Annotated in this window: 23 protein-coding genes; 13 read left to right on the top strand and 10 right to left on the bottom strand. The window is 72.2% G+C overall.

Annotation, left to right across the window (positions count from 1 at the left end; genetic code table 11):
• Positions 1-7: 7 nt before the first annotated feature.
• The 5 genes from QJ852_02980 to QJ852_02960 all read right to left on the bottom strand — a co-directional run bounded on the left by QJ852_02980 (position 8) and on the right by QJ852_02960 (position 5416).
• Entirely contained in the window at positions 8-652 is a 645-nt protein-coding gene (locus QJ852_02980) for a hypothetical protein (GenBank protein ID WGX97407.1), read from the bottom strand.
• A gap of 5 nt (positions 653-657) precedes the next feature.
• Entirely contained in the window at positions 658-2151 is a 1494-nt protein-coding gene (locus QJ852_02975; protein WGX97406.1) for a serine hydrolase, read from the bottom strand.
• 65 nt (positions 2152-2216) lie between these two features.
• The gene (locus tag QJ852_02970; protein WGX97405.1) at positions 2217-3584 is read right to left on the bottom strand and encodes an MFS transporter; all 1368 of its coding nucleotides are present in this window, start codon (positions 3582-3584) and stop codon (positions 2217-2219) included.
• 153 nt (positions 3585-3737) lie between these two features.
• Complete coding sequence (locus QJ852_02965; protein WGX97404.1) at positions 3738-4736, bottom strand: AraC family transcriptional regulator; 999 nt, start codon at positions 4734-4736, stop codon at positions 3738-3740.
• Positions 4737-4912: 176 nt separating this feature from the next.
• Positions 4913-5416, bottom strand: coding sequence for a MarR family transcriptional regulator (locus tag QJ852_02960; protein WGX97403.1), 504 nt, complete (start codon positions 5414-5416; stop codon positions 4913-4915).
• A 93-nt stretch (positions 5417-5509) separates the two neighbouring features.
• On the opposite strand from QJ852_02960, the gene QJ852_02955 reads away from it, so the two are divergent.
• From QJ852_02955 to QJ852_02945, 3 genes are all read left to right on the top strand, one after another.
• On the top strand, positions 5510-8680 hold the full coding sequence (locus QJ852_02955) for a methylmalonyl-CoA mutase family protein (GenBank protein ID WGX97402.1): 3171 nt from the start codon (positions 5510-5512) through the stop codon (positions 8678-8680).
• A gap of 184 nt (positions 8681-8864) precedes the next feature.
• Positions 8865-9248 (top strand): YciI family protein, encoded by a 384-nt coding sequence (locus tag QJ852_02950; protein WGX97401.1) that lies wholly within the window; start codon positions 8865-8867, stop codon positions 9246-9248.
• 53 nt (positions 9249-9301) lie between these two features.
• On the top strand, positions 9302-10594 hold the full coding sequence (locus QJ852_02945; protein ID WGX97400.1) for a sigma-70 family RNA polymerase sigma factor: 1293 nt from the start codon (positions 9302-9304) through the stop codon (positions 10592-10594).
• Here the strand turns inward: QJ852_02945 and QJ852_02940 are convergent.
• Positions 10575-11510, bottom strand: a complete 936-nt coding sequence (locus tag QJ852_02940) for an AraC family transcriptional regulator (protein WGX97399.1) — start codon at positions 11508-11510, stop codon at positions 10575-10577. The two genes, QJ852_02945 and QJ852_02940, sit on opposite strands and share 20 nt — an antisense overlap.
• A 209-nt stretch (positions 11511-11719) precedes the next feature.
• On the opposite strand from QJ852_02940, the gene QJ852_02935 reads away from it, so the two are divergent.
• Together QJ852_02935 and QJ852_02930 are read left to right on the top strand one after the other, a co-directional pair.
• On the top strand, positions 11720-12301 hold the full coding sequence (locus tag QJ852_02935; GenBank protein ID WGX97398.1) for a flavin reductase family protein: 582 nt from the start codon (positions 11720-11722) through the stop codon (positions 12299-12301).
• Between the two features lie 10 nt (positions 12302-12311).
• Complete coding sequence (locus QJ852_02930) at positions 12312-13904, top strand: 4-hydroxyphenylacetate 3-hydroxylase N-terminal domain-containing protein (protein WGX97397.1); 1593 nt, start codon at positions 12312-12314, stop codon at positions 13902-13904.
• Positions 13905-13970: 66 nt separating this feature from the next.
• Here the strand turns inward: QJ852_02930 and QJ852_02925 are convergent, their stop codons facing one another.
• Complete coding sequence (locus tag QJ852_02925) at positions 13971-15248, bottom strand: MFS transporter (protein WGX97396.1); 1278 nt, start codon at positions 15246-15248, stop codon at positions 13971-13973.
• A gap of 142 nt (positions 15249-15390) precedes the next feature.
• Here QJ852_02925 and QJ852_02920 point away from each other — a divergent pair, with 142 nt between their 5' ends.
• Both QJ852_02920 and QJ852_02915 read left to right on the top strand, forming a co-directional pair.
• Positions 15391-15888 carry a thioesterase family protein gene (locus QJ852_02920; GenBank protein WGX97395.1) on the top strand — a complete coding sequence of 166 codons (498 nt, stop codon included), beginning with the start codon at positions 15391-15393 and terminating at the stop codon, positions 15886-15888.
• A gap of 26 nt (positions 15889-15914) precedes the next feature.
• Positions 15915-17132 (top strand): DUF480 domain-containing protein, encoded by a 1218-nt coding sequence (locus tag QJ852_02915; protein ID WGX97394.1) that lies wholly within the window; start codon positions 15915-15917, stop codon positions 17130-17132.
• A 4-nt stretch (positions 17133-17136) separates the two neighbouring features.
• Here the strand turns inward: QJ852_02915 and QJ852_02910 are convergent, their stop codons facing one another.
• Positions 17137-17484, bottom strand: a complete 348-nt coding sequence (locus QJ852_02910; protein WGX97393.1) for a YrdB family protein — start codon at positions 17482-17484, stop codon at positions 17137-17139.
• 17 nt (positions 17485-17501) lie between these two features.
• Here QJ852_02910 and QJ852_02905 point away from each other — a divergent pair, with 17 nt between their 5' ends.
• From QJ852_02905 to QJ852_02895, 3 genes are all read left to right on the top strand, one after another.
• Entirely contained in the window at positions 17502-18245 is a 744-nt protein-coding gene (locus QJ852_02905) for a helical backbone metal receptor (GenBank protein ID WGX97392.1), read from the top strand.
• Between the two features lie 4 nt (positions 18246-18249).
• The gene (locus tag QJ852_02900; protein ID WGX97391.1) at positions 18250-18531 is read left to right on the top strand and encodes a hypothetical protein; all 282 of its coding nucleotides are present in this window, start codon (positions 18250-18252) and stop codon (positions 18529-18531) included.
• 207 nt (positions 18532-18738) lie between these two features.
• Positions 18739-18972 carry a hypothetical protein gene (locus QJ852_02895; GenBank protein ID WGX97390.1) on the top strand — a complete coding sequence of 78 codons (234 nt, stop codon included), beginning with the start codon at positions 18739-18741 and terminating at the stop codon, positions 18970-18972.
• A 44-nt stretch (positions 18973-19016) separates the two neighbouring features.
• Here the strand turns inward: QJ852_02895 and QJ852_02890 are convergent, their stop codons facing one another.
• On the bottom strand, positions 19017-20609 hold the full coding sequence (locus tag QJ852_02890; protein ID WGX97389.1) for a DUF853 family protein: 1593 nt from the start codon (positions 20607-20609) through the stop codon (positions 19017-19019).
• 149 nt (positions 20610-20758) lie between these two features.
• On the opposite strand from QJ852_02890, the gene QJ852_02885 reads away from it, so the two are divergent.
• Positions 20759-21055, top strand: a complete 297-nt coding sequence (locus QJ852_02885) for a type II toxin-antitoxin system VapB family antitoxin (GenBank protein ID WGX97388.1) — start codon at positions 20759-20761, stop codon at positions 21053-21055.
• Positions 21056-21057: 2 nt separating this feature from the next.
• Positions 21058-21603, top strand: coding sequence for a LytR C-terminal domain-containing protein (locus tag QJ852_02880; protein WGX97387.1), 546 nt, complete (start codon positions 21058-21060; stop codon positions 21601-21603).
• 135 nt (positions 21604-21738) lie between these two features.
• Here the strand turns inward: QJ852_02880 and QJ852_02875 are convergent, their stop codons facing one another.
• A complete protein-coding gene (locus QJ852_02875; GenBank protein ID WGX97386.1) occupies positions 21739-23232 on the bottom strand; it encodes a potassium/proton antiporter in 1494 nt (497 codons plus the stop codon).
• A 70-nt stretch (positions 23233-23302) separates the two neighbouring features.
• Between QJ852_02875 and QJ852_02870 the strand changes: the two genes are divergently transcribed.
• Complete coding sequence (locus QJ852_02870) at positions 23303-24802, top strand: FAD-binding protein (protein ID WGX97385.1); 1500 nt, start codon at positions 23303-23305, stop codon at positions 24800-24802.
• Positions 24803-24826: the final 24 nt, after the last annotated feature.

The following is a 24826-nucleotide window of genomic DNA, read 5'->3' as shown; positions in this document are numbered from 1 at the left end:
CCGCGGATCAGCGCAGGAGGCCCAGCACGTCCTCGATCAGGCCGGAGACCAGCGTCAGGAGACCACCCGACGGCGGACCCGGCGGCTCGGCTCCGGGCCCCGGCGGGACCGGCGCGACCGGTTCCGGCCGGACCGGCTCGGGCACGACCGGGGGCGGTGCCGCCGGCTGGCCGGTCAGCGCCGAGACCGCGGGCGTCTCGGCCCCGGAGGCCCCCGTCGGCCCGGTGGCCGGGCCCGGCTCCGGCGCCCGTCCGCCCCCGGGTCCGCCGCGCGTCCCCGGCCCGGGGATCGCGACCGGGGGCGGCGTCCGGGCACCCGGGCCACGGAGCGTCGCGACGTACGCCGCCCAGGCCGCCCGCCAGCGCCGCTCGGCGTCCGCGAGCACGTCGGCCGGTGCCGTGGGCCCCTCAGGCCGCGCGGTGGGCTCCGGCTCACCGGCGCCCGGATCCTCGACGGCCGGGTCCCCGGCGCCCGGACGCTCGGCGGCCGCGGGCGGCGGACCGGGCGGGTCGAACGCGCGGGCGCCGTCGATCGCCGCGGACACGCCGACGGCGCAGGCGACCAGCCAGGCCGTCAGCAGCAGGGCGTGGCGCGACGGCGCCCGGAGCGCGACGGGGCCGGCGCCCGGGCCGGGGTCACGATGCAGGGTCATCGGGATCAGCCGTTCGGCCGGCGGTCGAGTCCGACGATCCCCGGTACGACGCGGGGCACGTCGAGCACCCACTTCAGACCGTCGTTCGGCTCGTCCTTGCACGCCAGCACGGTGCAGCCGATGGGCGCCTCCTTGCCGAGGCCCAGGTAGGAGCCGAGGATGGCGTCCGGGTGGACGAAGTCCTTCAGGTCGACGTCCAGCGACGGCGTCCACCGGTACGGTCCCGTCGGCTGCGCGATGTCGACGTCCGCGGGCATCGCCTCGACGGAGTTCATCAGGATCCGGAAGAACCTGAAGTACCCGCCCTTCTGGGCACCGCTGACCACCGCGTCGGGGTCGAGCCGGACGACGCCGGGCAGGGCGTCCGGCGGCACCTCGCCGCTGCGGGTCACCACCATGTCGAGGCTGGGGATCACGAAGATGTGCTGGCCGTGCAGCCCCCACGAGTAGTACATGTCGCGGGGTGCCGACGCGATCCACGGGCCGGTGGGCGTGATCTCGCTCCGGCCGAACAGGGAGATGTTGACCTGGTGCTCGTCGGGTCGGCAGCCGTTGCGCCATACCAGGTACCCGTACCCGCAGTTGACGCTCTCGCCGGCGTCGTTCACCGCGCCCCGGGTGAGCCCGCGCATGAACTCCTCCCCGATCAGCCGCACGCCCTGGTAGGTGCCGCCGGTGCGCATCAGCTCCCCGAACCGACCGAACTCGAGCGGACGCAGGAAGAGCTGGGAGTAGCCGAGGGTGGTGCCCGACCGGTCACGCTGCCAGAAGTACGCCGACTTCGGGATCCCCAGCTTGTCGAACAGCTCTCGCTGCAGCCAGTCCTGGAGGTCGAGATCGGGATCGACCTTCTCCCAGATCGCCCGCTGGACGACGTAGTTCACGAGGGACGGGGTGTCCTGGTCGTAGTGGTAGTAGGTGCCGGGCGGGTGGACCTGGTCGGCGGCCAGGATGCCCCGGACCCGGGAGTGGTCGGCGACCAGATTGAGTCCGCGGACCCAGTTCATCCGGTACCCGGTCGTCATGTTGAGGACGTGCCGGATCTTGACCGACCGGTGCACCTCGTCCCCCAGGTCGTCGGGCAGGTACCTGCCGATCGGGTCGTCCACCTCGATCAGCCCGTGGTACTGCGCGACGCCCGCCACGAGAGCGGTGATCGTCTTGGTCTGGCTCCAGTTCAACCGTGGGATCCGGTCGAAGACCTTGTCCAGGCCGCCCTCCTTCACGAGGCAGCCGTTCTTGAAGATCTTGACCGTCTCCGAGCCGGTCGAGGTCCAGTACGCCGCCGCCTTGGCGACCAGCGCCGGGTCGAGCCCGACCTCCTCGGGGCGGGCCCGCGGGTATTCCCCGGTCCGGGTCATCTCGCAGACCTTCGGGGGCACGGTCGGTTCCGCGGCGCTGCTCGCGCCACTGCTCAGGGGCTGCACGACGGCGAGGCCGGCCGTGCCGACCAGGAGCGCAGCTGCCAGGATCGAGCGGGTTCGGTTCATCTGCTTCATCTCACTTCTCTCGGGAGCGGGGCGGCCGGGCGCGGTCCGCCGGGAGGGCTCAAGACCCGAAGGCCTCAGGAGGGGGCGTCAGCGGCCAGGGACCGCCGATTGGTCTCGGGCAGCAGGAGGCTGCAGGCGAGCGAGAGGGCCCCGAACGCCGCGAGCATCAGGCCCACCGCGTCGCCGCCGTAGGTCGGCGCGAGCTCGGCAGCGAGGATGGGGGCCGTGCCCCCGCCGATGACACCCGCGAGGTTGTACGCGATGCCGGCGCCCGTGTACCGGTACTCCGCGTCGAACATCTCGGGCAGCAGCGCGCCGGCCGGGCCGTAGGCCGCCCCGAAGATCACCAGGGTCCCGACCAGGCCGATCGCGAAGGCGACCGTGGACCCGCCGTCGAGGACGGTGAACAGCACCAGGCCCCACGGCACCGCCGCATAGCAGGCACCACGCACCACCTTCACCCGTCCGATCCGGTCGCTGTAGACGCCGGAGAGCACGATGGACGCGCCGAACACCGCGCTCGCCGCGACGCCGACGGTCAGCAGCGTGCCCCGGCTGAGGCCCATCGCCGTGGCGCCGTACGACGTCAGGAAGGCGGTGCCGACGTAGAAGAAGGCGAACAGCATCGCCAGGGAGCCGGCGGCGACGAGGACCTCGCGCCACTGGCGCCGGAAGGTGTCCACGATCGGCGCGGTCCGCTTCGCGGTGGTGGTGCGACGCCGGTCGTCGACGTCCTGGAACACCGGCGTCTCCTCGACCGCGAGACGCACGTAGAGCCCTACCAGCACCAGGAGGGCGCTGCCGAGGAAGGGCAGCCGCCAGCCCCAGTCGAGGAAGGCGCCGGAGGTCTCACCGACGAGCTGGTTCACGACCAGGAAGGTGCCGCTGGAGAGCGCGAAGGCCAGCGCCGGACCGAGCTGGGGGAAGGTCGCGAAGAGGCCGCGGCGGCTGGGCGGGGCGTACTCGGCGGCCAGCAGCGTCGCGCCGGCCCACTCTCCGCCGACGGCGAGCCCCTGCGCGACGCGGAGCACGACCAGGATCACGGGAGCGGCCACGCCGATGCTGTCGGACGAGGGCAGGCAGCCGATGAGGAAGGTCGCGGCACCCATCAGCAGAAGCGTGCTGATCAGGGTCCGCTTGCGACCCAGCCGGTCGCCGTAGTGCCCGAACAGCACGGCGCCGAGAGGTCGGGCGCCGAAGGCCACGGCGAAGGTCGCGAACGACGCCACCGCGCCTGCCGATGCTCCGAGGGCGGGGAAGAACACGGTCGGGAAGACCAGGGCAGCGGCGGTGCCGTAGATGAAGAAGTCGTAGAACTCGATGGTGGTGCCGGCACAGCTGGCGAGCGCGACCCGGCGCAGCTTCGGGCCGGAGGCGACGGCGGCGCCCTCCGGCGACGGGTCGGGCGGGGCTTCGAGCGTGGGAGCGAGCTCGGTGCTCACGGGCGTTCCTCCTTGGACACGGCGATGACGACGCCCGCCCACGCTAGGAATGCCGATGTGACGCCCACCACTTCCCGCGGGCACGGTTCCGTCTCCCACGGGCACTCCTGTCCCGGCCGTGCCCGGCTGCGGGTGTCCGGCCGGGACCGGCCCTCAGCGTCGGGTCGAGGCCCTGCCGAGGGTGACCGACGGGAGCTCGCCGAAGCGCTGCTCGTAGGAGCGCGCGAACACGCCGTGGTTGACGTAGCCCCAGCCCGCGATCACCGACGAGACCGTGGCGTCGGGCCCGGCGTCGAGCAGGTCCGCCCGCACACCGTCCATCCGGAGGTCGCGCAGGAAGGCGATCGGCGACCGGTCGCGGTAGCGCCGGAATCCGAGGGTGAGCGCCCGCACGCTCACCCCCACGGCGGCGGCGACCTCACCGAGGGTGGGGGCGGCGCTGGCATGTTCGCGCAGATAGGCCTCCGCGGCGCCGACGTACCGCGGTGCGGGGGTCGCCACGTCCGGGACCTCGCCGAACCGGCGGCTCCACTCGGTGAGCAGGTGCACCCCCATCAGCTCCGCGACCCGTCGGCCGAGGGCTCCGTCGGCCATCTCCTCGGGCAGCTCGGCGACCCCGCGTGCCGCGTAGTCGAGCAGCGCCAGCCAGCTCGAGCCGGGACCGCCCAACCCGAAGGCCAGCTCCCACAGCCGGGGGCTGGCGGCGGTGCCGAACCAGCGCAGATGGAGGTCGGCGAGGTCCTGGTGCCGGAAGGTGAGGTTGAGTTGGTCGTGCTCCGGGTCGGCACTGAGCCAGTAGCGGCAGTGGCTGACGTCGACGGCGTACGTCTCGCCGGCCGCCGTCACGACGTCGCCGCGGTGGCGCACCCGTCCGGCGACCGAGGTCAGCACGATCCCCCGGCCGGCCGCGGGTTCGAAGTCCTCGATGTCGACGCCGGTGCCGTAGCGGAAGCGACTCAGCGTGAAGGGGCCCACCCCCGCCGTATAGTTGGTCGAGTGCGGGATACCCGCGCCGGACGGACGCGCCCGGAAGGGCATGTACACCTGGTCGGTGTTCACCCGGATCTCGTCCCAGCTGCGCGACTCGAGCACCAGGTGCCGGTCGGTCGGCGAGCCGTCGCCGTCGACCAGCAGCGCGTTCTCCAGCGTCATGTCGATTCCACCCCCATGTGGTCCTGACCCGGAGCGACGGCCTTCCTGCGGCCGTCGCTCCGTGATTGTCGGCACCCGGACGCCACGATGCCACCCACCAAGGTGGGTAACAGGACAACGCCGCAGGAGCCCGGGGGCTCCGGCCGACCGGGAACCGGACGCGACCCGGGTGGCGCTCAGCCCGCGAAGTCGCCCGACGCCTGCCGCACCTGCCGCAGCAGGCCGTAGGCGTCGGCCTGCTGGTCCCCGCTCAGCCCGGTCACGGCGAAGTCGATCGCGGTCACCGCCGTGGTCGCCCGGCGCACGGTGGCGCGACCCTCGGGCGTCAGCCGGGCGAGGGTACGCCGGCGGTCGGCCTCGTCGGGCACGCGGACCACGAAGCCCTGCGCCTCGAGCCGGTCGATCGCACTCGTGACCGAGGTGGGGTGCACCATCAGCCGCTCCCCGATCTTGCTGAGCGGCAGCGAGCCGTGCTGGCTGAACAGCAGCAGCACCAGCACCTCGTAGCGGGAGAAGGTCAGCCCGAAGGGCTTCAGGGCGGCGTCCAGCGCGCCGATCATCAACTGCTGGACCCGCATGACCGAGGTCGCCAGGCGCATCGCGGTCGCGTCGCCGAAGTGCTTCTCCCACAGGTCGCCGGCACGGTCGATCGGGTCGAACGGCAGGCGGGGGTCGGGCATGCGGCAGACCTTATCCGGGTGAATGGCGGCTCAGGACTTTTCCAGATTACTTGGACGTCCTACTATCGGAGATCCAAGGAGTTTGGAGGATCGATGCCCGAGCACGCCCTGCACGTCCCGCAGCACCCCGTCCGCCTGGTGACGGCGTCCAGCCTGTTCGACGGCCACGACGCCTCGATCAACATCATGCGGCGGATCTTCCAGAGCCAGGGCTGCGAGGTGATCCACCTCGGGCACAACCGCTCGGTGGCCGAGGTGGTCGAGGCCGCGATCGAGGAGGACGTGCAGGGCATCGCCGTGTCGTCGTACCAGGGCGGGCACGTGGAGTACTTCGAGTACCTCACCCAGCTGCTCCGCGAGCGCGGCGCCGGCCACATCAAGGTCGTCGGCGGCGGCGGCGGCGTCATCGTCCACGACGAGATCGACCGGCTGCGCAGCTCGGGCGTCACGATCTTCTCCCCCGAGGACGGCCAGCGGCTCGGCCTCCCGGGCATGGTCAACACGGTCGTCGAGGCGTGCGACACCGACCTGTGGGAGACCGGCGGCGTCACCGCCGAGCAGGTCCTCAGCGGCGACCGCGCGGCGCTCGCCCGCGCCATCACCGGCGCCGAGCTGGGCCGGCTCGACCAGGGCCTGCTCGACCGGCTCTCGGAGGCCGCGGCCGCCCACGCCGTACCCGTCCTCGGCATCACCGGCACCGGCGGCTCCGGCAAGTCCAGTCTCACCGACGAGCTGGTCCGCCGCCTGCGCGTCGACCAGCAGGACAAGGTCCGGGTCGCCGTGCTCGCCGTCGACCCGACCCGGCGCAAGGGCGGCGGCGCGCTGCTCGGCGACCGGATCCGGATGAACAGCCTCGACCTCACCGGCCACGGGCTCGACCGCAACCAGGTCTACTTCCGCAGCCTCGCCACCCGCGGGGCCCACGAGGTGCCCGAGCACCTCACCGACGTGCTCACCGTGATCAAGGCGGCCGGCTTCGACCTCGTCGTCGTGGAGACCCCCGGGATCGGCCAGGGCGACGCCGCGATCGTGCCGTTCGTCGACACCTCGCTCTACGTGATGACGCCCGAGTTCGGCGCGGCGTCGCAGCTGGAGAAGATCGACATGCTCGACTTCGCCGACGCGGTCGCGATCAACAAGTTCGAGCGCCGCGGCGCCGAGGACGCCCTGCGCGACGTCGGGCGCCAGATGGTCCGCAACCGCGAGGCCTTCGGCAAGCAGCCCGCCGACATGCCGGTCTTCGGCACCTCCGCCGCCACCTTCGACGACGACGGCGTCACCGCGCTCTACCAGCACCTGCGCGGCCTGCTCGTCGGCAAGGGCCTCGCCGCCGGCGAGGGCATGCTCGCCCCGGTCGACGGCAAGAAGTCGACCCGGATCAAGACCGTGCTGCCCGCCGACCGGGTGCGCTACCTCGCCGAGATCGCCGGGACCGTGCGCGACTACCACGCCGAGACCGAGATGCTCGTCGAGAAGGCCCGCCGCGCGCAGCGCTTCTCCGCCGTGGCCGAGGAGCTCGCCGAGATCGAGGACCTCGCGGCCGCTGCGGCCCGGGCCAACGACGACCTGCCGCTCGACGTCCGCGACCAGCTGGCGGGATGGCCCGGCGTCGTCGCGCAGTACGACGAGGACACCGCGACCCGGGGCCGGGAGTCGCTCTCGGGCAACCGGGTCCCGCGGGTCGCCGTACCCCGGTTCGAGGACCACGGCGAGCTGGTCCGCTACTGGCGCCGCGAGAACCTGCCCGGCCACTTCCCCTTCACCGCCGGCGTCTTCCCGTTCAAGCGCGCCGACGAGGACCCGGCCCGCATGTTCGCCGGCGAGGGCGACCCGTTCCGCACCAACAAGCGGTTCCGGATGCTGTCGGAGGGCCAGCCGGCGACCCGCCTCTCGACGGCCTTCGACTCGGTCACCCTCTACGGCCGCGACCCCGACGAGCGCCCCGACATCTACGGCAAGGTCGGCACCTCCGGCGTGTCCGTCGCGACGCTCGAGGACATGAAGGCGCTGTACGACGGCTTCGACCTGCTCTCCCCCACCACCTCGGTGTCGATGACCATCAACGGCCCCGCCCCGACGGTGCTGGCGTTCTACCTCAACACCGCGATGGACCAGGCCCGCGAGCGCGGCCTCGACCCGTACGAGGCGCTCAGGTCGATCCGCGGCACCGTCCAGGCCGACATCCTCAAGGAGGACCAGGGGCAGAACACCTGCCTGTTCTCCACGGAGTTCTCGCTGCGCTGCATGGCCGACATCCAGGAGTGGTTCATCCAGCAGCAGGTCCGCAACTTCTACTCCGTCTCCATCTCCGGCTACCACATCGCCGAGGCCGGGGCGAACCCGATCAGCCAGCTCGCGTTCACCCTCGCCAACGGCTTCACCTACGTCGAGTCGTACCTCGCCCGCGGCATGGACATCGACGACTTCGCGCCCAACCTGTCGTTCTTCTTCTCCAACGGCATGGACCCGGAGTACACCGTGATCGGCCGGGTCGCGCGCCGGATCTGGGCGGTCGCCATGCGTGACCGGTACGGCGCCAACGAGCGCTCCCAGAAGCTGAAGTACCACGTCCAGACGTCCGGCCGCTCGCTGCACGCGCAGGAGATGGACTTCAACGACATCCGCACCACGCTGCAGGCACTCATCGCGATCTACGACAACGCGAACTCGCTGCACACCAATGCCTACGACGAGGCGGTCACCACCCCGTCGGCGGAGTCGGTGCGGCGCGCGCTCGCGATCCAGCTGATCATCAACCGCGAGTGGGGTCTGGCCTCCAACGAGAACCCACTCCAGGGCTCGTACGTCGTCGACGAGCTCACGGACCTCGTCGAGGCCGCGGTGCTGACGGAGTTCGACCGCATCTCGGAGCGCGGCGGCGTCCTCGGCGCCATGGAGACCGGCTACCAGCGCGGCCGGATCCAGGACGAGTCGATGCTCTACGAGCACCGCAAGCACGACGGCACCCTGCCGATCATCGGCGTCAACACCTTCCGCGCCCCGGAGAGCGGCGACGGCACGCCCGACGAGATCGAGCTGGCCCGCGCCACGACCGAGGAGAAGGAGTCGCAGCTGGTGCGCCTGCGCGACTTCCAGTCCCGCCACGCCGACGACGCCACCGCCGCCATCGCGCGGCTCAAGGAGGCGGCCACCACCGGCGAGAACATCTTCGCCGTCCTCATGGACGCGGCGAGGGTCTGCTCACTCGGCCAGGTCACCGAGGCGTTCTTCGAGGTGGGCGGGCAGTACCGGCGCAACGTCTGACGGCGTTCCGGCTGCGGCTTCATCACGGGATGTAGGCGAATCCGCGCTTCCCGGGCGGAGTTCCGCATGGGAAGCGACCGCTCGCCTACATCCCGTGATGAATCAGTTCCCGGCGCGATGTCGAAACCCGCAACAGCCGTTCGACGTAGGTTCGTAAGTCACCCACCAACGAACCGAAGGACTGATGACGATGCCGCGTTTCATGGGATTCGTGCGGATGGAAGAGGGCCAGGGCAACCCGCCGAAGGCGCTGTTCGACGCGATGGAGAGCTACATCGGCGAGCAGGCCCAGCAGGGCCACTTCCTCGACGGCGGCGGGCTGTTCGGCCTCGAGGACGCCGTGAACTTCGTGGTCCGCAAGGGCGAGGTCACCCGGGTCGACGGGCCCTACGCCGAGGCCCGCGAGGCCGTGGGGGGTTGGGCGCTGCTGCAGTTCGACACCCTCGACGAGGCGATCGCCAATCAGCAGGAGTTCGCCGACCTGCACGCGAAGCACTGGCCCGAGTGCTCGATGGTCGCCAGCCTGCGCCAGGTCGCGGACGAGGGGCCGACCCTGGACGACGCCTGACCCCGGCGCTGCGCCATGCGGCCGGCCGGGGAGTGACTCCCTAGGCTGGCCGCATGGCCGACGCCACCACCGCCGACGCGATCACCACCGACGCGATCACCGCCACCTGGCGGCTCGAGTCGGCGCGTCTGGTCGGCGCGCTGGCGCGGATGACCCGGGACGTCGAGCTCGCCGAGGACCTGGCGCAGGACGCTCTGGTCGCCGCCCTCGAGCAGTGGCCCGGCACGGGCGTTCCCGACAATCCGGCGGCCTGGCTGATGACCACCGCCAAGCGCCGCGGGATCGACCACATCCGGCGTGCCGAGACGCTGCGTCGCAAGACCGAGGAGCTCGGCCACGCCGCCCAGGCGGCCGGGGAGGTGAGCGCGATGCCCGACCTGGACGCCCAGGTGGACCACATCGAGGACGACGTCCTGCGGCTGATCTTCCTGTGCTGCCACCCCGCGCTCACGCCCGAGTCGCGCGCGGCGCTGACGCTGCGCCTGGTCGGCGGCCTGACCACCACCGAGATCGCGCGCGGCTTCCTGGTGCCCGACGCCACGATGGGTCAGCGGATCTCGCGCGCCAAGCGCACCCTCGCCGACGCCGGCGCCCAGCTGGAGCTACCGACCGGCGCCGAGCGCACCGAGCGGCTCGACGATGTGATGGCCGTCGTCTACCTCGTCTTCACCGAGGGGTACGTCGCCACGGCCGGTGACGACTGGACCCGGCCCGACCTCGTGGCGGAGGCGATCCGGCTGGCCCGGCTGCTGGCCGGGCTCGCACCCGACGAGCCCGAGGTGCACGGCCTGCAGGCCCTGCTCGAGCTCCAGGGCTCCCGGCTGCCCGCCCGCACCGACGCCGCCGGAGCGCCGGTGCTGCTCGACGACCAGGACCGCGGCCGCTGGGACGAGCTGCTCATCCGCCGCGGACTGGTCGCGCTCGCGCGCGCCGAGGAGATCGCCGCGCGCGGCGTACCGGTCGGGCGGTACTACCTCCAGGCGGCGATCGCCGCCGAGCACGCTCGGGCAGCCACGCCGGCAGCCACCGACTGGTCCCGGATCGCCCGGCTCTACGACGTCCTCGCGGAGGCCGCGCCGGGACCGGTCGTGGAGGTCAACCGCGCGGTGGCGCACGGCCGCGCCGCCGGTCCCGACGCCGGGCTCGCGGTGCTGGCCGGACTGCCGGACGACGCGCTGCGCGACTCGCCGCTGCTTCCCGGCGTCCGCGGCGACCTGCTCGAGCGGGCCGGTCGGCACGCCGAGGCGGCAGCGGCGTTCACCGAGGCGGCGGCGCGGACGCGCAACGCGGACGAGCGCGCCCTGCTGGAACGGCGGGCGGCGACCGCTAGCGCCCGCGCAGGGTGACCGACGGCGCCACGCCGTACCGCTCGCGGTAGGACGCCGCGAAGCGGCCGAGGTGGGCGAAGCCCCACCGGCTGGCGATGTCGGCGACGCTGCCCTCGGTCGTGGCGAGCAGGTCGGCGTGCACCCGTGCGAGGCGGACGCCGAGCAGGTGCTGGGTCGGGGTGTGGCCGAGGTAGCGCTGGAAGCCCTGCTGGAGCCGGCGGATGCCGACGCCGGACTCACGGGCGAGCTCGGCGGCGGTCCAGTCGCGGGCGGGGTCGGCCTCGATCGCCTCGACGACCCGGGAGACGATCCGCGGCCGGATCGAGCCACAGCCGGGCTCCTCGGGGAAGGAGGCGGCGACGAAGGCCGCGGTGAGGGTGGCCGCGAGCCGGCGGGCGACCCGGTCGTCGCGGGCCAGGGCGGGGTTGCGCAGGGCCTCGGTGCCGATCGAGGCGAGCAGCCCGATCCAGGCCCGGCCGCTGTCGGTGCGCAGGTCGAGCTGGGCGGGCAGCCGGTCGGTGTGGAGGCCGACGAGGGCCGCCACCTCCTCGACGAGATAGGCCCGGTCCACGCGCATCCCGACGATCGAGCAGTCGGCCGACCAGCGGGTCATCCGGGTCTCCTCGTCGGGCGGGCAGACCGTCGCCTGCCCGTCGAGGGAGAGCACGTGGTGCGCCCCGATCTGCGCCTCCAGCACGCCGCTGCGCGGCACGTTGACCGCCCAGGCCTCGGGGTGGTCGGACTCGACGGAGACCTCCGAGCCCCAGCCGATCCGGGCCAGCCGCACCGGGCCGAGATCGACGGCCCGCAGGTCGGCGGGCCCGGTCGCGCGTCCCTTCACCAGCAGCCGATGGGGGAAGTACGCGCGGGCGACGGCGTCGGAGAAGTCGCCGAGCTCGTCGGAGGACGCGGAGACGGTCCCGATGGCGCTCATGGCCGACCCCCTTCCGCCGCGGCGCATGACGTGATGACCCTCACAGTAGGCGAACTCCGTGATCCGGAAAACGCACCCGATCCAACCCGGTGCGCAATCCGGACAGGGCCTTCGCCGAGTGGATCGCCGGGACCGTCGTACCGGCCTAGCGTCCCGGCTCACCGTGACCGCCATCACCGGCGGTTCCCGAGCCCGACGGAGGAGCCACCATGGACCCGCGCACCCTGCGGTCGACCTTCGGCCGCTTCGCGACCGGCGTCACCGTGATCACCTGCCGGACACCGGACGGCGCCCATCACGGTGCGACCGTCACCGCGTTCACACCGATCTCATTGGACCCGCCCCTGGTCCAGGTGGCGCTGACCCGCACCTCGAAGGCGGCGCAGTACCTCGACGGCGCCGCCTTCGCGGTCAACGTCCTGGCCAGCGACCAGGTCGACGTCGCCATGCACTTCGCGGGGCGGCCGAGCCCCGACCCGCTCCCCTGGTGCGACGGTACGACGGCGCCGACCCTGCGGGGCACGGCGGCCACCCTCACCTGCCGCCCGTGGCGGGTCGACGACGGCGGCGACCACCTGCTGTTCCTCGGCGAGGTCGTCGACGTGCTCACGACCGGCCGCCCGCCCCTGCTGTTCCACGACAGCGCCTTCCACCAGATCGGCAGCCGCTCGTCCGACGTCGTGTGGCTCGGCTGCCAGGACGACCCCCACACCGGCTGGTTCGACGCGACCACCGAGTTCGCACCCACCCACCACGGACGGGCGCTCGTCCCGGCCGACACCCACTACTGAGGAGATCCCGATGACCGACACCCTCGCCCCCGAGACCGCCGCCGTACCGGACGACGGCCCGCCCACCGTCAACCCGGCCGCCGGAGCGCCGGCCAACCAGCAGACCAACTTCGCGTCGCGGCCGATGACCGGCGACGAGTACATCGAGAGCCTCCGCGACGGCCGGGAGATCTACCTCCACGGCGAGCGGGTGAAGGACGTCACCACGCACCCGGCGTTCCGCAACCCGATCCGGATGACCGCCCGACTGTACGACGCCCTGCACACCGGCCCGCACGTCGACGAGCTCACCGTGCCCACCGACACCGGCAACGGCGGCGTGACGATGCCCTTCTTCAAGACCCCGACCTCGTCGGCCGACCTGCTCAAGGAGCGCGACGCGATCGCCCGCTGGGCGAAGATGACGTGGGGCTGGATGGGCCGCAGCCCCGACTACAAGGCCAGCTTCCTCGGCACGCTGCACGCCAACAAGGAGCTCTACGCGCCGTTCCAGGACAACGCCGAGCGGTGGTACCGCGAGTCGCAGGAGAAGGTCCTCTACTGGAACCACGCGATCATCAACCCGCCGGTCGACCGCAACCTGCCGCCGGACGAGGTCGGCGACGTCTACATGAAGGTCGAGAAGGAGACCGACGCCGGCCTGGTCGTCTCCGGCGCCAAGGTGGTCGCGACCGGGTCGGCGATCACCAACTACAACTTCATCGCCCACTACGGCCTGCCGATCCGCAAGAAGCAGTTCGCCCTGATCTGCACCGTGCCGATGGACGCCCCCGGCATCAAGCTGATCTGCCGCTCGTCGTACACCGAGCAGGCCGCGAAGAACGGCACGCCCTTCGACTACCCGCTGTCGAGCCGGATGGACGAGAACGACACCATCTTCGTCTTCGACAAGGTGCTCGTGCCCTGGGAGAACGTCTTCATGTACGGCGACGTCGACCGGATCAACGCCTTCTTCCCGCAGTCCGGCTTCCTGCCCCGGTTCACCTTCCAGGGCTGCACGCGGCTCGCGGTCAAGCTCGACTTCATCGCCGGCCTGCTGATGAAGGCGCTGGAGACCACCGGCTCCGGCGACTTCCGCGGCGTGCAGACCCGGGTCGGCGAGGTGATCGGCTGGCGCAACCTGTTCTGGTCGCTCACCGAGTCGATGGCCCGCGACCCCGAGCCGTGGGTCGGCGACGCCGTCATCCCGAAGCTCGAGTACGGCCTGACCTACCGGATGTTCATGATCCACGGCTATCCGCGGGTCAAGGAGATCATCGAGCAGGACGTCGCCTCCGGCCTGATCTACCTGCCCTCCGGTGCCGCCGACTTCAAGTCCGCCGAGGTCCGCCCCTACCTCGACAAGTACGTCCGCGGCTCCAACGGCATCACCGCCGTGGACCGGGTCAAGGTGATGAAGGCGCTGTGGGACTCGATCGGCTCCGAGTTCGGCGGCCGGCACGAGCTGTACGAGCGCAACTACTCCGGCAACCACGAGAACGTGAAGGCCGAGCTGCTCTTCGCCGCCCAGAACCGGGGCATCGTCGACCAGATGAAGGGCTTCGCCGACGAGTTCCTCGGCGAGTACGACCTCGACGGCTGGACCGTTCCCGACCTGTTCTGATCGACCCGGCGCATCTGAACGTCTGAGAGACGTCGACCCGGCGCGTTCAAACGCGCCGGGTCGGTGTCAGTTCGACGTGAGCACGGGCCGGGTCGGCGCGATCTCGAGTTCCGACGGAGCCGGCCCGGGGGACGCCGGAGCCGGGCGTGACAGCACCCCGTTGACGACGCCCGCCAGGACGACGACCGCGGCCGCGACGATCGGCATCACCAGCGCGGCGTCCGTACCGAAGCGGTCGGCCAGGTTGCCGGTCACCGCGGACGAGAGCGACTGCCCGACGATCACGGCCGAGCCGAGGATCGTCATCACGGTCGCGGAGCGGCCGACCGGGCTGCGCAGCGCGCCGAGGCTGTACTGGGTGACCATCGTCGGCCCGATGCCGCAGCCGATGACCAGCAGGACGGCACACATCGACGCGACCGACGACGCGAACGGCAGCAGGGCGGCGCCGACGAGCATCGTGGTGCCGAACACCAGCCAGCGCGCACGCAGCGAGAAGGAGGCCGGGAACAGCGCCACGCCGAGGGCCAAGGCTGCGGAGCCGACGCCCATCACGCCGTACACCAGGCCGGCGGACTCGGTGCTGCCGTGGTCGGACATGAACGACGTGAGCGAGGTGAGCATCGAGCCGAAGAAGAGCCCGACACCGAAGATGCCGGCGACCACGGCCAGCAGCGCCGGGCGGGCGATCTCCCGTGCAGGGGCCGGCAGCGCCGCACGCTCGTCGCGGCCCGCCGCGGCGCGGGCCGACGGGTGCAGGGCGAACGCGGTCACGAAGACCAGGGTGAGCACCGCGGCGCCGGCGACCGGTGCCCAGGGGTCGAGGGTCGTGCCGAGGAGACCGACCACGAACGGGCCGACGATGAAGACGAGCTCGTCCGCCGCCGACTCGTAGGCCATCGTGGCGTCGAAGGTCCGCGAGCGGCGGTCGGGGGCGATCCGGGCGCCGATGATCTGGACCAGCCGGCTGCGCGACATCGGCGCGATCTGCGGGGCGCTGGCACCCACCAGGAAGGCGACGGCGAGCACCGCGGTACCCGGCAGCGGGCTGTAGACGACCCACGCCATCAGGCCGAGCGCCGTCGTCGACGCGACGCCGCTGGCCAGCAGCACCCGGCGCTGGCCGAACCGGTCCGCGGCGGCGCCGAGCAAGGGCCCGACACACGCCGCGCCGAGGCCGACGACGGCGGAGTTCAAGCCGCCGAAGGCGAGCGAGTCCCGCCCGGCGACGACCAGCGTCAGCACCCCGACGACCATCATCGCGTAGGGCAGCCGCGCGACGAGCGCGATCGGGAAGTACGACGGGCCGGCGGCGCGGACCAGCGTCGGAGAGTGATCAGGCATGTCCCTCGTCCAGGGGCTCAGGTGCCGCCTTGGACCGCCGGTGGGCCGGCGCGAGGTGATACACGCGGTGGATCGGTCCTTCGATGGTACGCCGCGGGCCGGGCCGCGACCAATCCGGAGCCCGATTCAGTAGGGTCCCGGCATGAGCACCCAGCCGACGTACGACCAGCTCGTCACCCTGCCGGCCTTCGCCGTCCAGCCGGTCCCCAGCGCCTTCGAGGACAGCAACGGCTTCCTCAACGTCCGGCACTACCTCGGCATCGGCAGCGAGGGCCTGGACGAGTCGCTCTACGACATCGGCATCCCGTTCAACTGGCCGATGCTCAGCGGCTTCGCGTGCCTGTCGGCCGAGCACCACCTGACCTATCTGCACGAGCTCAGGACCGGCGACCAGATGTCGGTACGGGTCCGGCTGCTGGGCCGCTCCGAGCGCGCCGCCCACGCGCTCGTCTTCATCCTCGACGACACCAACCAGCGGGTGGCCTGCGTGTTCGAGGAGATCTTCCTGTGCGTCGAGCTGGCCGACCGGAAGACCGCGCCCTGGCCCGGCGACGTCGCCGCCGGGCTCGACGAGCGGGTCGCCGAGCACGCCTCGATCCCCTGGGAGCCCACCACCTCGGGCTGCCTCGCCCTGCGCTGAGCCGTGACTCGGTAGGGTTCGGCACCGTGAGCGACCTGCCCGTCCTGACGGCCGAGGAGCAGCGTGTCCTGGGGAGCCTCCTGGAGAAGGAGGTGACCGTGCCGGCGTCGTACCCGATGACGGTCACCGCCGTGCGCACCGCCTGCAACCAGCAGAGCAGCCGTGAGCCGGTCGTGGACTACGACGACGACCTCGTGCACCACACGCTGCGCGACCTCAAGCAGCGCGACCTCGTCGCGGTCACCTGGGAGGACCACGGGCGGCGCACGCTGAAGTACCTCCAGAAGCTCGCGGTGCGCTTCGACCTCGCCGACGACGAGCGGGCCCTGATCACCGTGCTGCTGCTGCGCGGACCGCAGCCGCCGGGTGCCCTCCGCACCCGCACCGAACGACTGCACGCCTTCCCCGACCGTGGTGCCGTCGAGGCCTGCCTGCGCCGGCTGGCCGAGCGCGCGCAGCCGCTCGTCCAGGAACTGCCCAAGCAGCCCCGCGAGCAGGACGCCCGCTGGGTCCACCTCCTCGGGCCCGTCGATCTGCCGGCCGTCCCGTCCGGCTCGGCGGCCCCGGCCGTCGACCGCGACGCGGTGCTCGCCGGCGGTGCCGAGGCCCGGGATGCGAAGGTGCGCGCGTCCTACGCCGCTGTCGCGACGGCGTACGCCGAGGCCCTGACCGGCGAGCTCGCCGCCCTGCCCTTCGAGCGGTGGCTGCTCGACCGGGTCGCCGCGCACGCCGGCACCGACCCCGTCGTCGAGGTCGGCTGCGGGCCCGGCCACGTCACCGCCTACCTCGCCGACGCGGGCGTCGACGCGACCGGTCTCGATCTCACGCCCGAGATGGTCGCGCTGGCACGGGAGCGCTACCCGGACGGCGTCTACGAGGTCGGCGACCTGCGCTCCCTCATGCGCCCGGTCAACGGCTCGGGATGGGCGGCCGTCCTGGGCTGGTACTCCCTGATCCACCTCGCGGCGTCCGAGCTGCCCGCGGCGGTCGAGGCGCTGAGCCGGCCGATGCGACCCGGCGGGCTCCTGGTCCTCGCCCTCCACGCCGGCTCCGAGGTGCGCCACCACGACACCTGGCTCGACCACGAGGTCGACCTCGACCTGGTCCTCCACGAGCCGGCCGACGTCGTCGCGCTCGTCGAGCGGGCGGGGCTCGTCGACGTCGAGTGGTACCGGCGCGGGCCGATCATCGCCCGCGGCGAGACCACCGAGCGGCTGTACGTCGTGGCCCGCACGCCGCGCTGACGCCTTACTGCTCGTCGACGAGCACCCGGATGCTCGGCAGCAGCGCGAGCCCGTTGACGACCACCGAGAAGACGAGCAGCGCGACCGCCCCGACCTCGTGGCCGGCGTCCCACAGCGCCAGGCAGGCCAGGCCGAAGACGACGATCTTCACGAGTGGGCGCACCAGCCCACCGCCGTACGGCGCCTTCGGGGAGGCGAAGCAGAACCAGGCCGCCATCGCCGCGACAGGGAGCAGCCAGACCAGCAGCCAGCGGGGGTCGTGGTCCCAGCCCCAGACGCCGAAGGCGGCCACGGCCAGCAGCTCGTCGACGAACACCAGGGCGAGGACCGACCACCCGAAGATCGCGTTCACGAGGGGATGATAGGCCGGTGACCACCGACGATCTCGGGTACGACCTGCCCCTGTCCGCGCCCGCGCGCCGGATCGTGTCCCTCGTCCCGTCGATCACCGAGGCGCTCGCCACCGACGTGCCGGACCGGCTGGTCGGCGCCACCGACTGGTGCACCCACCCGGCCGGGCTGGCCGTCACCCGGGTCCGGGGCACGAAGAACCCCGACCTCGCCGCGATCCGCTTCCTCGCCCCCGACCTGGTCGTCGCCAACCAGGAGGAGAACCGCGAGCTCGACGTACGCCGCCTGCGCGACGCCGGTGTGCCCGTGTGGGTGACGGCGATCGAGACGGTGCCGCAGGCGCTCGCCTCCCTCGCCCGTCTGTACGACGAGGCGCTCGGTCTCGCCGCGCCCCCGTGGCTGGTCCGGGCACGGTCCTGCTGGGCGGGTCCGCCACCGGCAGCGCGCGGCCGGGTCGCCGTACCCGTGTGGCGCGACCCGTGGATGGTCGTCGGCCCACGCACCTACACCGGCGACCTGTTGCGGCGACTCGGCTGGACCCACGCCTACGACGAGGGCGAGGACAGGTACCCGCACGTCGACCTGGCCGCGCTGGACACCGCGGACCTCGACCTGGTGCTGCTGCCGGACGAGCCGTACGTGTTCACCGCCGACGACGGCCCGGAGGCCTTCACCCGGGTGCCGACCCGGCTGGTGTCGGGCCGGCTGCTGACCTGGTACGGACCGGCGATGGTCGAGGCGTACGACCTGCTGTCATCCTGACGCCGTGCGAATCCTGGCCCTGTTCGTCGCCCTGGTCGTCGTCGGCTGCGTCCTGCTGCCGCTGAGCGCTGCCGTCCTCGACGGCTCCGCCACGGGCGAGAACCTCATCATCCCCGTCCAGCTGCTGCTCACCGCTGCCGTGGGCGCGGTCCTCGGCCGCGCCGTCCTCGCTCCGGAGCGGCCCGCGCGCCGCCGCCTCCTCCTCGGCGCCGGGCTCGGCGTGGCCGGCGCGCTGGTCGGCGTCGCCGTCTTCTTCCTGCTGCTCAACGGGTTCGACGGCGCCTGAGCCCGGACGCCTGAGCCCGGACGCCTGAGCCCGGACGCCTGAGCCCGGACGGCGGTGTCCGGACGGCGGTGTCCGGACGGTGGTGTCCGGACGGTGGTGTCCGGACGGTGGTGTCCGGACGGTGGTGTCGCCGGGCTCACAGGCCGGGTCACCGAGTCGTAACCGCAGCGCCGAGCGTCGGAAACCTGTCCGGCGCAGGCTGGAGGCATGAACCAGACGACCTCCGCTGAGACCCGGACCGCAGGACGTCACCTCGAGCCGGTCGACGACCTCGACGCCGTGGACGCCCTCGACGCCGTGGACCGCTCGCTCGCCCGCCGCTCCGCCCTGCGCCACCGGCACGCCCAGGGGCTCTCGCGCTTGATGGACCAGCGCACCGACCTGCGCGGTGTGAACCAGCTCGCCGACTTCGTCGACGACGCCATCCGCTGGACGGCCTGATCCGCTCGGGCCCGTGGGCTCAGCCTGGATCCGTGGATCCAGGCTCAGCGGCGGCGGCGCGCCGTCCCGAACATGCCGCGGGCGATCTCGGCCGCCGCGGTACGCATGAACTGCTTGAACGCCGAGGACTTCACGACGTCCTTGACGATCTCGCCCGCGCCGCCGCCGTCGTCCTTCCTGGCCTTGGGCGCCGCCTTGCCCTTGGCGGCGGGCTTCTCAGCCTTCTCGGCGGCCTCGGCCTGCGCACCCTCCTCGAGCTTCTTCGCGAGGATCTCCCGGGCCGACTCGCGGTCGACGACCTCGGCGTACTTCGCCTGCCGCGGACTGGCCGCGACCGTCGCCTCCATCGACTCTGCGCTGCTCGGCGCCATCAGCGACTCGGGCGCACGCAGCCGGGTCCAGGCGACCGGCGTCGGGGCGCCCTTCTCGCCCATGACCGTGACGATCGCCTCGCCGATCCCGAGCGTCGTGATCACCTCGCCCAGGTCGTCGTACGCGCTCTTGGGGTAGGTGTTGACGGTCGCCTTGAGCGCCTTGGCGTCGTTGGGGGTGTGCGCCCGCAGCTGGTGCTGGATCCGGGAGCCGAGCTGGGCGAGCACGTCGTCGGGTACGTCGGTGGGGCTCTGCGTCACGAAGAAGACGCCGACGCCCTTCGACCGGATCAGCCGCACCGTCTGGGCGATCTGCTCGAGGAACGGCTTGGACGCGTCCTTGAACAGCAGGTGGGCCTCGTCGAAGAAGAACACCAGCTTGGGCTGGTCGATGTCGCCGACCTCGGGGAGGTCGTGGAAGAGGTCGGCGAGCAGCCACATGAGGAAGGTCGAGAAGATCGCCGGGCGGTCCTGCAGGTTGGGCAGCTCGACCAGGTTGACCAGGCCGCGCCCGTCGGCGGCATGCTGCAGCAGATCGGCCGAGTCGAACTCCGGCTCGCCGAAGAACGCCTCCGCGCCCTGGTCGGCGAACGCGATCAGCTCCCGCAGGATCACGCCTGCCGTGGCCGAGGAGAGGCCGCCGAGCTCCTTGAGATCGCCCTTGCCCTCAGCGCTGGTCAGGTGCTGGACCACGGCCCGCAGGTCCTGCAGGTCGAGCAGCGGCAGGCCCTGCTTGTCGGCGTAGTGGAACACCAGGCCGAGGCTGGACTCCTGGGTGTCGTTGAGCCCGAGCACCCGACTGAGCAGGATCGGCCCGAACGACGACACGGTCACCCGGATCGGGATGCCGATGCCCTGCCCGCCCAGCGCGTAGTACTCCACCGGGAAGGCGGTCGCCGTCCAGTCCTGCCCGACCGACTCCGTGCGCGCCAGCAGCTTGTCGTTGGCCTCACCGGTGGTGGCGAGGCCGGACAGGTCGCCCTTGATGTCCGCGGCGAAGACGGGGACGCCGGCGGCGCTGAGCTGCTCGGCCATCAGCTGCAGCGTCTTCGTCTTGCCGGTGCCGGTCGCGCCCGCCACCAGGCCGTGGCGGTTCAGCATCGCGAGCGGGATCCGGATCGTGCTCGCCGACAGCTCGTCGGGGCCGGTCATCAGTCCGCCCAACTCGAGCGCCGGGCCCTCGAAGGCGTACCCGGGGGCGATCGCCTGCTCGATGGGGCTCTTGGCGACCGGGCCCTCTGCGGCGGCTTTCTGCTCCTGCGTCATGCGGGGCACTCTAGGCGCCGTTGGCGGCGGATTCATCACGGGATGTAGACGAAAAGGAGCATCTGTAGCGGAGTTCGACCAGGGAAGCGGCAATTCACCTACATCCCGTGATGAATCCGTGTGCGGCACGCCCCGTAGACTCCGAAGCCGTGATCTTCAAGCGCGTGGGCGACGGGCGTCCCTACCCCGACCACGGCCTCACCTCCAAGGGGTGGGCCGCGGTGCCGCCGCGCCAGGTCCGGCTGGACCAGCTGGTCACGACCAAGGACACCCTGCAGCTGTCGTCCCTGCTCGACGAGGACTCGACCTTCTTCGGCGACCTCTTCGCGCACGTCGTGCTCTGGCGCGGCGACTACTACCTCGAGGACGGGCTGCACCGCGCCCTGCGCGCCGCGCTGCAGCAGCGGCACGTCCTGCATGCACGCGTGATCCGGATGGAGGGCTAGAGGTGGCCGAGGGCCTGGACGTCAAGGCGGGCAGCCGTTCGGCCGTCACCATGGCCGCGCTGGCGGTGGTGTTCGTCGCCGGGACCGCCTGGGGCTGGTCCCGGGTCACCGAGCCGTTCCCCGAGAAGGCCGAGGCGGCACCGTGCACCGACACGCTCATCCCGAAGGGCGACGACCTCGCGCCGCCGCAGGTGATGGTGACCGTGCTCAACGGCGGCGGCGCCAACGGCCTCGCCGGCGAGACCATGGACAAGCTGGCCACGTTCGGGTTCGTCCAGGGCAAGCTCGGCAATGTCGATCCCGACGGGCCGGTGACGGCCCAGGTGTGGTCCGACGACCCCGAGGACCCGGCGACCCTGCTGCTGGCGTCGTACCTCGGGCCCGACGTCGATGTCGTCGACCAGCCGTCCGGCTACCCCGGCGTGACGATCGTGGTCGGCAAGCGGTTCAAGGGCGTCGTCGAGGGCCACCCGACGGTGACGGCGCGCAGCGATGCCTACGTGTGCACGCCGCCGCTCAGCAGTGGCCCCGACGACGACGTGTCCTGACCCGGTGCGCATCGACCCGGCGCGTTTGAACGCGCCGGGTCGGCGGTCCCAGCACGTTCAGATGCGCCGGGTCGGCGGTCCCAGTAGGTTCAGATGCGCCGGGTCGGCGGTCCCAGCACGTTCAGATGCGCCGGGTCAGTCCTCGAGCCACTGCGCGAGCCGGCCGCCGTCGCTGACCTGGCGCAGCCGCCGCTCGGTGGCCTCCCGCAGCTTGCGGGGGGTGACGACGATGAGGTCGTCGCCGTGGCGCAGCACGGTACGCCGCTCGGGCACCATCGTGTGCCCCTCCCGCACCACCATCGACACATTGGCGCCGACCGGCAGCCGCAGCTCACCCACCTCGACGCCGTGCAGCCGCGACGCCGGGCTGATCGTGATCTGGAGCAGGTCGGCGGCGACCCGTTCGAGGGGAGCCGCCTCGACCTCGATGCCGCGCGGCTCCGAGCGGCGCGCGACGCGCAGCAGCCGGGCGGTGAGGGGCAGCGAGGGCGCGGTGATCAGGGTGTCGAGGACGACGAGGACGAAGACGATGTCGAACAGCCGATCGGCTCCGTCGACGCCCTCCGCGAGCGGGATGGTGGCGAGCACGATGGGCACCGCGCCCCGCAGTCCGGCCCACGAGAGGAAGGCGAGCTCCGGCAGCTTCATCGGCCGGACGACGGCACTCGCCAGGACCGACAGCGGCCGGGCCACGAAGGTGAGGACGGTGCCGGCGACGACCGCCATGCCGATGGTCTCCCACGAGAGGCGCCCGGGCGAGAGCAGCAGGCCGAGCATCACGAACAGCCCGATCTGGGCCAGCCAGGCCAGACCCTCCACGAAGGACCGCGTGGCGGCGCGGTGCGGCAGGTCGGCGTTGCCGAGCACGAGCGCGGCGACGTACACCGCGGCGAAGCCGCTGGCATGCACCGCCGCCGCGGTGCCGTAGCCGATCAGGGTCAGGCAGAGCACCGCGATCGGGTAGAGGCCGGACGACGGCAGCGCCACGCGCCGCATCACCCAGGCACCCCCGAAGCCGGCGGCGAGGCCGAACGCGACGCCGGCGACGAGCTCGTAGACGACGATGCCCGTGGTGCCGAGCAGGCCGTACTCGCCGACGGCACCGGACGACACCAGGGTCACGAGCACGACCGTCGGCGCGTCGTTGAGGCCGGACTCGGCCTCCAGCGTGCCGGTGATCCGCTTGGGGAGCGGGACCACGCGCAGCACCGAGAAGACCGCCGCGGCGTCGGTCGGGGAGCAGACGGCACCGAGCAGGATGGCCAGCTGCCAGGACAGCCCCAGCAGGAAGTGGGCCCCCACCGCGACCACCGCGATCGAGATCAGCACGCCGACGGTGGCGAGGGACACGCCCATGCGCATCGCGGGCCGGGCGTCACGCCAGCTCGTCGTCAGACCACCCTCGGCGAGGATCACCGCGAGGGCGCCGAAGCCGATCGCGTGGGCGAGCTGGGCGTCCTCGAAGCCGATGCCCAGACCGGACTCGCCGAGGGCGACGCCCATGAGCAGGTAGACGAGAAGACTGGGCAGGCCGACCCCGGACGACATCCGCACGGCCAACACGGCCAGGAACGTGACCCCGGCGCCGATCAGCAGGAACGTGTCGAGCTGGTGGACGTCGAAGGACAAGAGCTGTTCGGCTTCCAGTCGAGTGGCAGGGTCAGTAGTCTATCGGTAGAACATGTTCTAGATTTACCGCATGACCACTGCCACGCCCGCCGGGCTCGCCCTCCCCGACGTCCTCCCGGCCAGCGTCCTGTCCGGCAACCCGGGCCACACCGAGCGGTACGACGTCGTGGTGGTCGGCTTCGGCATCGCCGGCGGCTGCGCGGCCCTCGAGGCCGCCCGCGCCGGCGCCCGGGTGCTGCTGCTCGAGAGGGCCGCCGTGCACGGCGGGACGTCGTCGATGTCCGGCGGCCACTTCTACCTCGGCGGCGGTACGGCGGTGCAGCGGGCCACCGGCCACGACGACTCGGTCGAGGCGATGGTCGGCTACCTCATGGCGAGCACCAAGGATCCCGACGAGGAGAAGATCCGCGCCTATTGCGAGGGGTCGGTGGCCCACTTCGACTGGCTGGAGTCGCTCGGCTTCGCGTTCGAGCGCTCCTACTTCCCCGGCAAGGCCGTCATCCAGCCCGGCACCGAGGGCCTGATGTTCACCGGCAACGAGAAGGTCTGGCCGTTCCGCGACCAGGTCGCGCCCGCGCCCCGCGGACACAAGGTGCCCGTGCCCGGCGACACCGAGGGCACCCGGATCGTGATGGACCTGCTGCGTGACGCCGTCGAGAAGGAGGGCGTCGAGGTCCGCTACGAGACCGGGGCGAGCAACCTCGTCGTCGACGGGGACGCCGTCGTCGGCGTGGGCTGGCGCTCCTTCGACCGGCACGGCGTGGTCGGCGCCGGCGGCGTGGTCATCGCGGCCGGCGGGTTCGTGATGAACGCCGACATGGTCGCCCGCTACACCCCCGCACTCGGCTCCAGGCTGTTCACCCTGGGCTCGACGTACGACGACGGGCTGGGCATCCGGCTCGGCGAGTCCGTCGGGGCCGCCCTCGAGAACATGGAGGAGCCGTTCATCACGGCGCCGTTCTACCCGCCGTCCTCGCGCTGCAAGGGGATCATCGTCAACCGCGACGGGCGGCGGTTCGTGGCCGAGGACAGCTACCACGCGCGGACGTCGTACCAGGTGATGCAGCAGCCGGACCAGGTCGCCTACCTCATCGTGGACAGCGAGCACCTCGGTGAGGACCACATGCCGCTGGTGCCGCTGAAGGACGGCTTCGAGACGCTCGAGGAGATGGAGGCCGGCCTCGGCATGCCCGCGGGCTCGCTCGTCGAGACGGTCGCGACCTACAACGAGAACGCCGCCCGGGGCGAGGACCCGGACTTCCACAAGCACCCCGACTGGATCGCCCCGCAGACCGCGGGCCCGTGGGCGGTGCTGGACCTGTCCCTGGGCGTCGCGCTCTACGCCGGCTTCACCATCGGCGGCATGGCCACGACCGTCGACGGCGAGGTCCGGCGCGCCGACGGCTCGGTGATCCGGGGCCTGTACGCCGCCGGGGCCTGCGCCGCCAATATCGCCCAGGACGGCGCCGGCTACTGCTCAGGCACCCAGCTCGGCGAGGGGTCCTTCTTCGGGCGCCGGGCGGGCCGGCACGCCGCGGCCGGGGCCCGCGAGCACAGCGGAGTTCGCTAGCTGCTCCGGCCGGACCGGGCGCGA

This window comes from Nocardioides sp. L-11A, from assembly GCA_029961745.1.
Lineage (GTDB): Bacteria > Actinomycetota > Actinomycetes > Propionibacteriales > Nocardioidaceae > Nocardioides.
Note: the sequence above shows the minus strand (reverse complement) of the source record. Positions and strands in the feature narration are given on the sequence as shown.

Bases quoted from the DNA above. Each gene is read 5' to 3' on its own strand.
- QJ852_02920 (WGX97395.1), top strand. From the start codon at position 15,391: ATGAGCACCCAGCCGACGTACGACCAGCTCGTCACCCTGCCGGCCTTC.
- QJ852_02940 (WGX97399.1), bottom strand. From the start codon at position 11,510: ATGAGCGCCATCGGGACCGTCTCCGCGTCCTCCGACGAGCTCGGCGAC.
- QJ852_02925 (WGX97396.1), bottom strand. From the start codon at position 15,248: ATGCCTGATCACTCTCCGACGCTGGTCCGCGCCGCCGGCCCGTCGTAC.
- QJ852_02955 (WGX97402.1), top strand. From the start codon at position 5,510: ATGCCCGAGCACGCCCTGCACGTCCCGCAGCACCCCGTCCGCCTGGTG.
- QJ852_02890 (WGX97389.1), bottom strand. From the start codon at position 20,609: ATGACGCAGGAGCAGAAAGCCGCCGCAGAGGGCCCGGTCGCCAAGAGC.
- QJ852_02965 (WGX97404.1), bottom strand. From the start codon at position 4,736: ATGACGCTGGAGAACGCGCTGCTGGTCGACGGCGACGGCTCGCCGACC.
- QJ852_02945 (WGX97400.1), top strand. From the start codon at position 9,302: ATGGCCGACGCCACCACCGCCGACGCGATCACCACCGACGCGATCACC.
- QJ852_02975 (WGX97406.1), bottom strand. From the start codon at position 2,151: ATGAAGCAGATGAACCGAACCCGCTCGATCCTGGCAGCTGCGCTCCTG.
- QJ852_02935 (WGX97398.1), top strand. From the start codon at position 11,720: ATGGACCCGCGCACCCTGCGGTCGACCTTCGGCCGCTTCGCGACCGGC.
- QJ852_02980 (WGX97407.1), bottom strand. From the start codon at position 652: ATGACCCTGCATCGTGACCCCGGCCCGGGCGCCGGCCCCGTCGCGCTC.
- QJ852_02895 (WGX97390.1), top strand. From the start codon at position 18,739: ATGAACCAGACGACCTCCGCTGAGACCCGGACCGCAGGACGTCACCTC.
- QJ852_02870 (WGX97385.1), top strand. From the start codon at position 23,303: ATGACCACTGCCACGCCCGCCGGGCTCGCCCTCCCCGACGTCCTCCCG.
- QJ852_02960 (WGX97403.1), bottom strand. From the start codon at position 5,416: ATGCCCGACCCCCGCCTGCCGTTCGACCCGATCGACCGTGCCGGCGAC.
- QJ852_02930 (WGX97397.1), top strand. From the start codon at position 12,312: ATGACCGACACCCTCGCCCCCGAGACCGCCGCCGTACCGGACGACGGC.
- QJ852_02950 (WGX97401.1), top strand. From the start codon at position 8,865: ATGACGATGCCGCGTTTCATGGGATTCGTGCGGATGGAAGAGGGCCAG.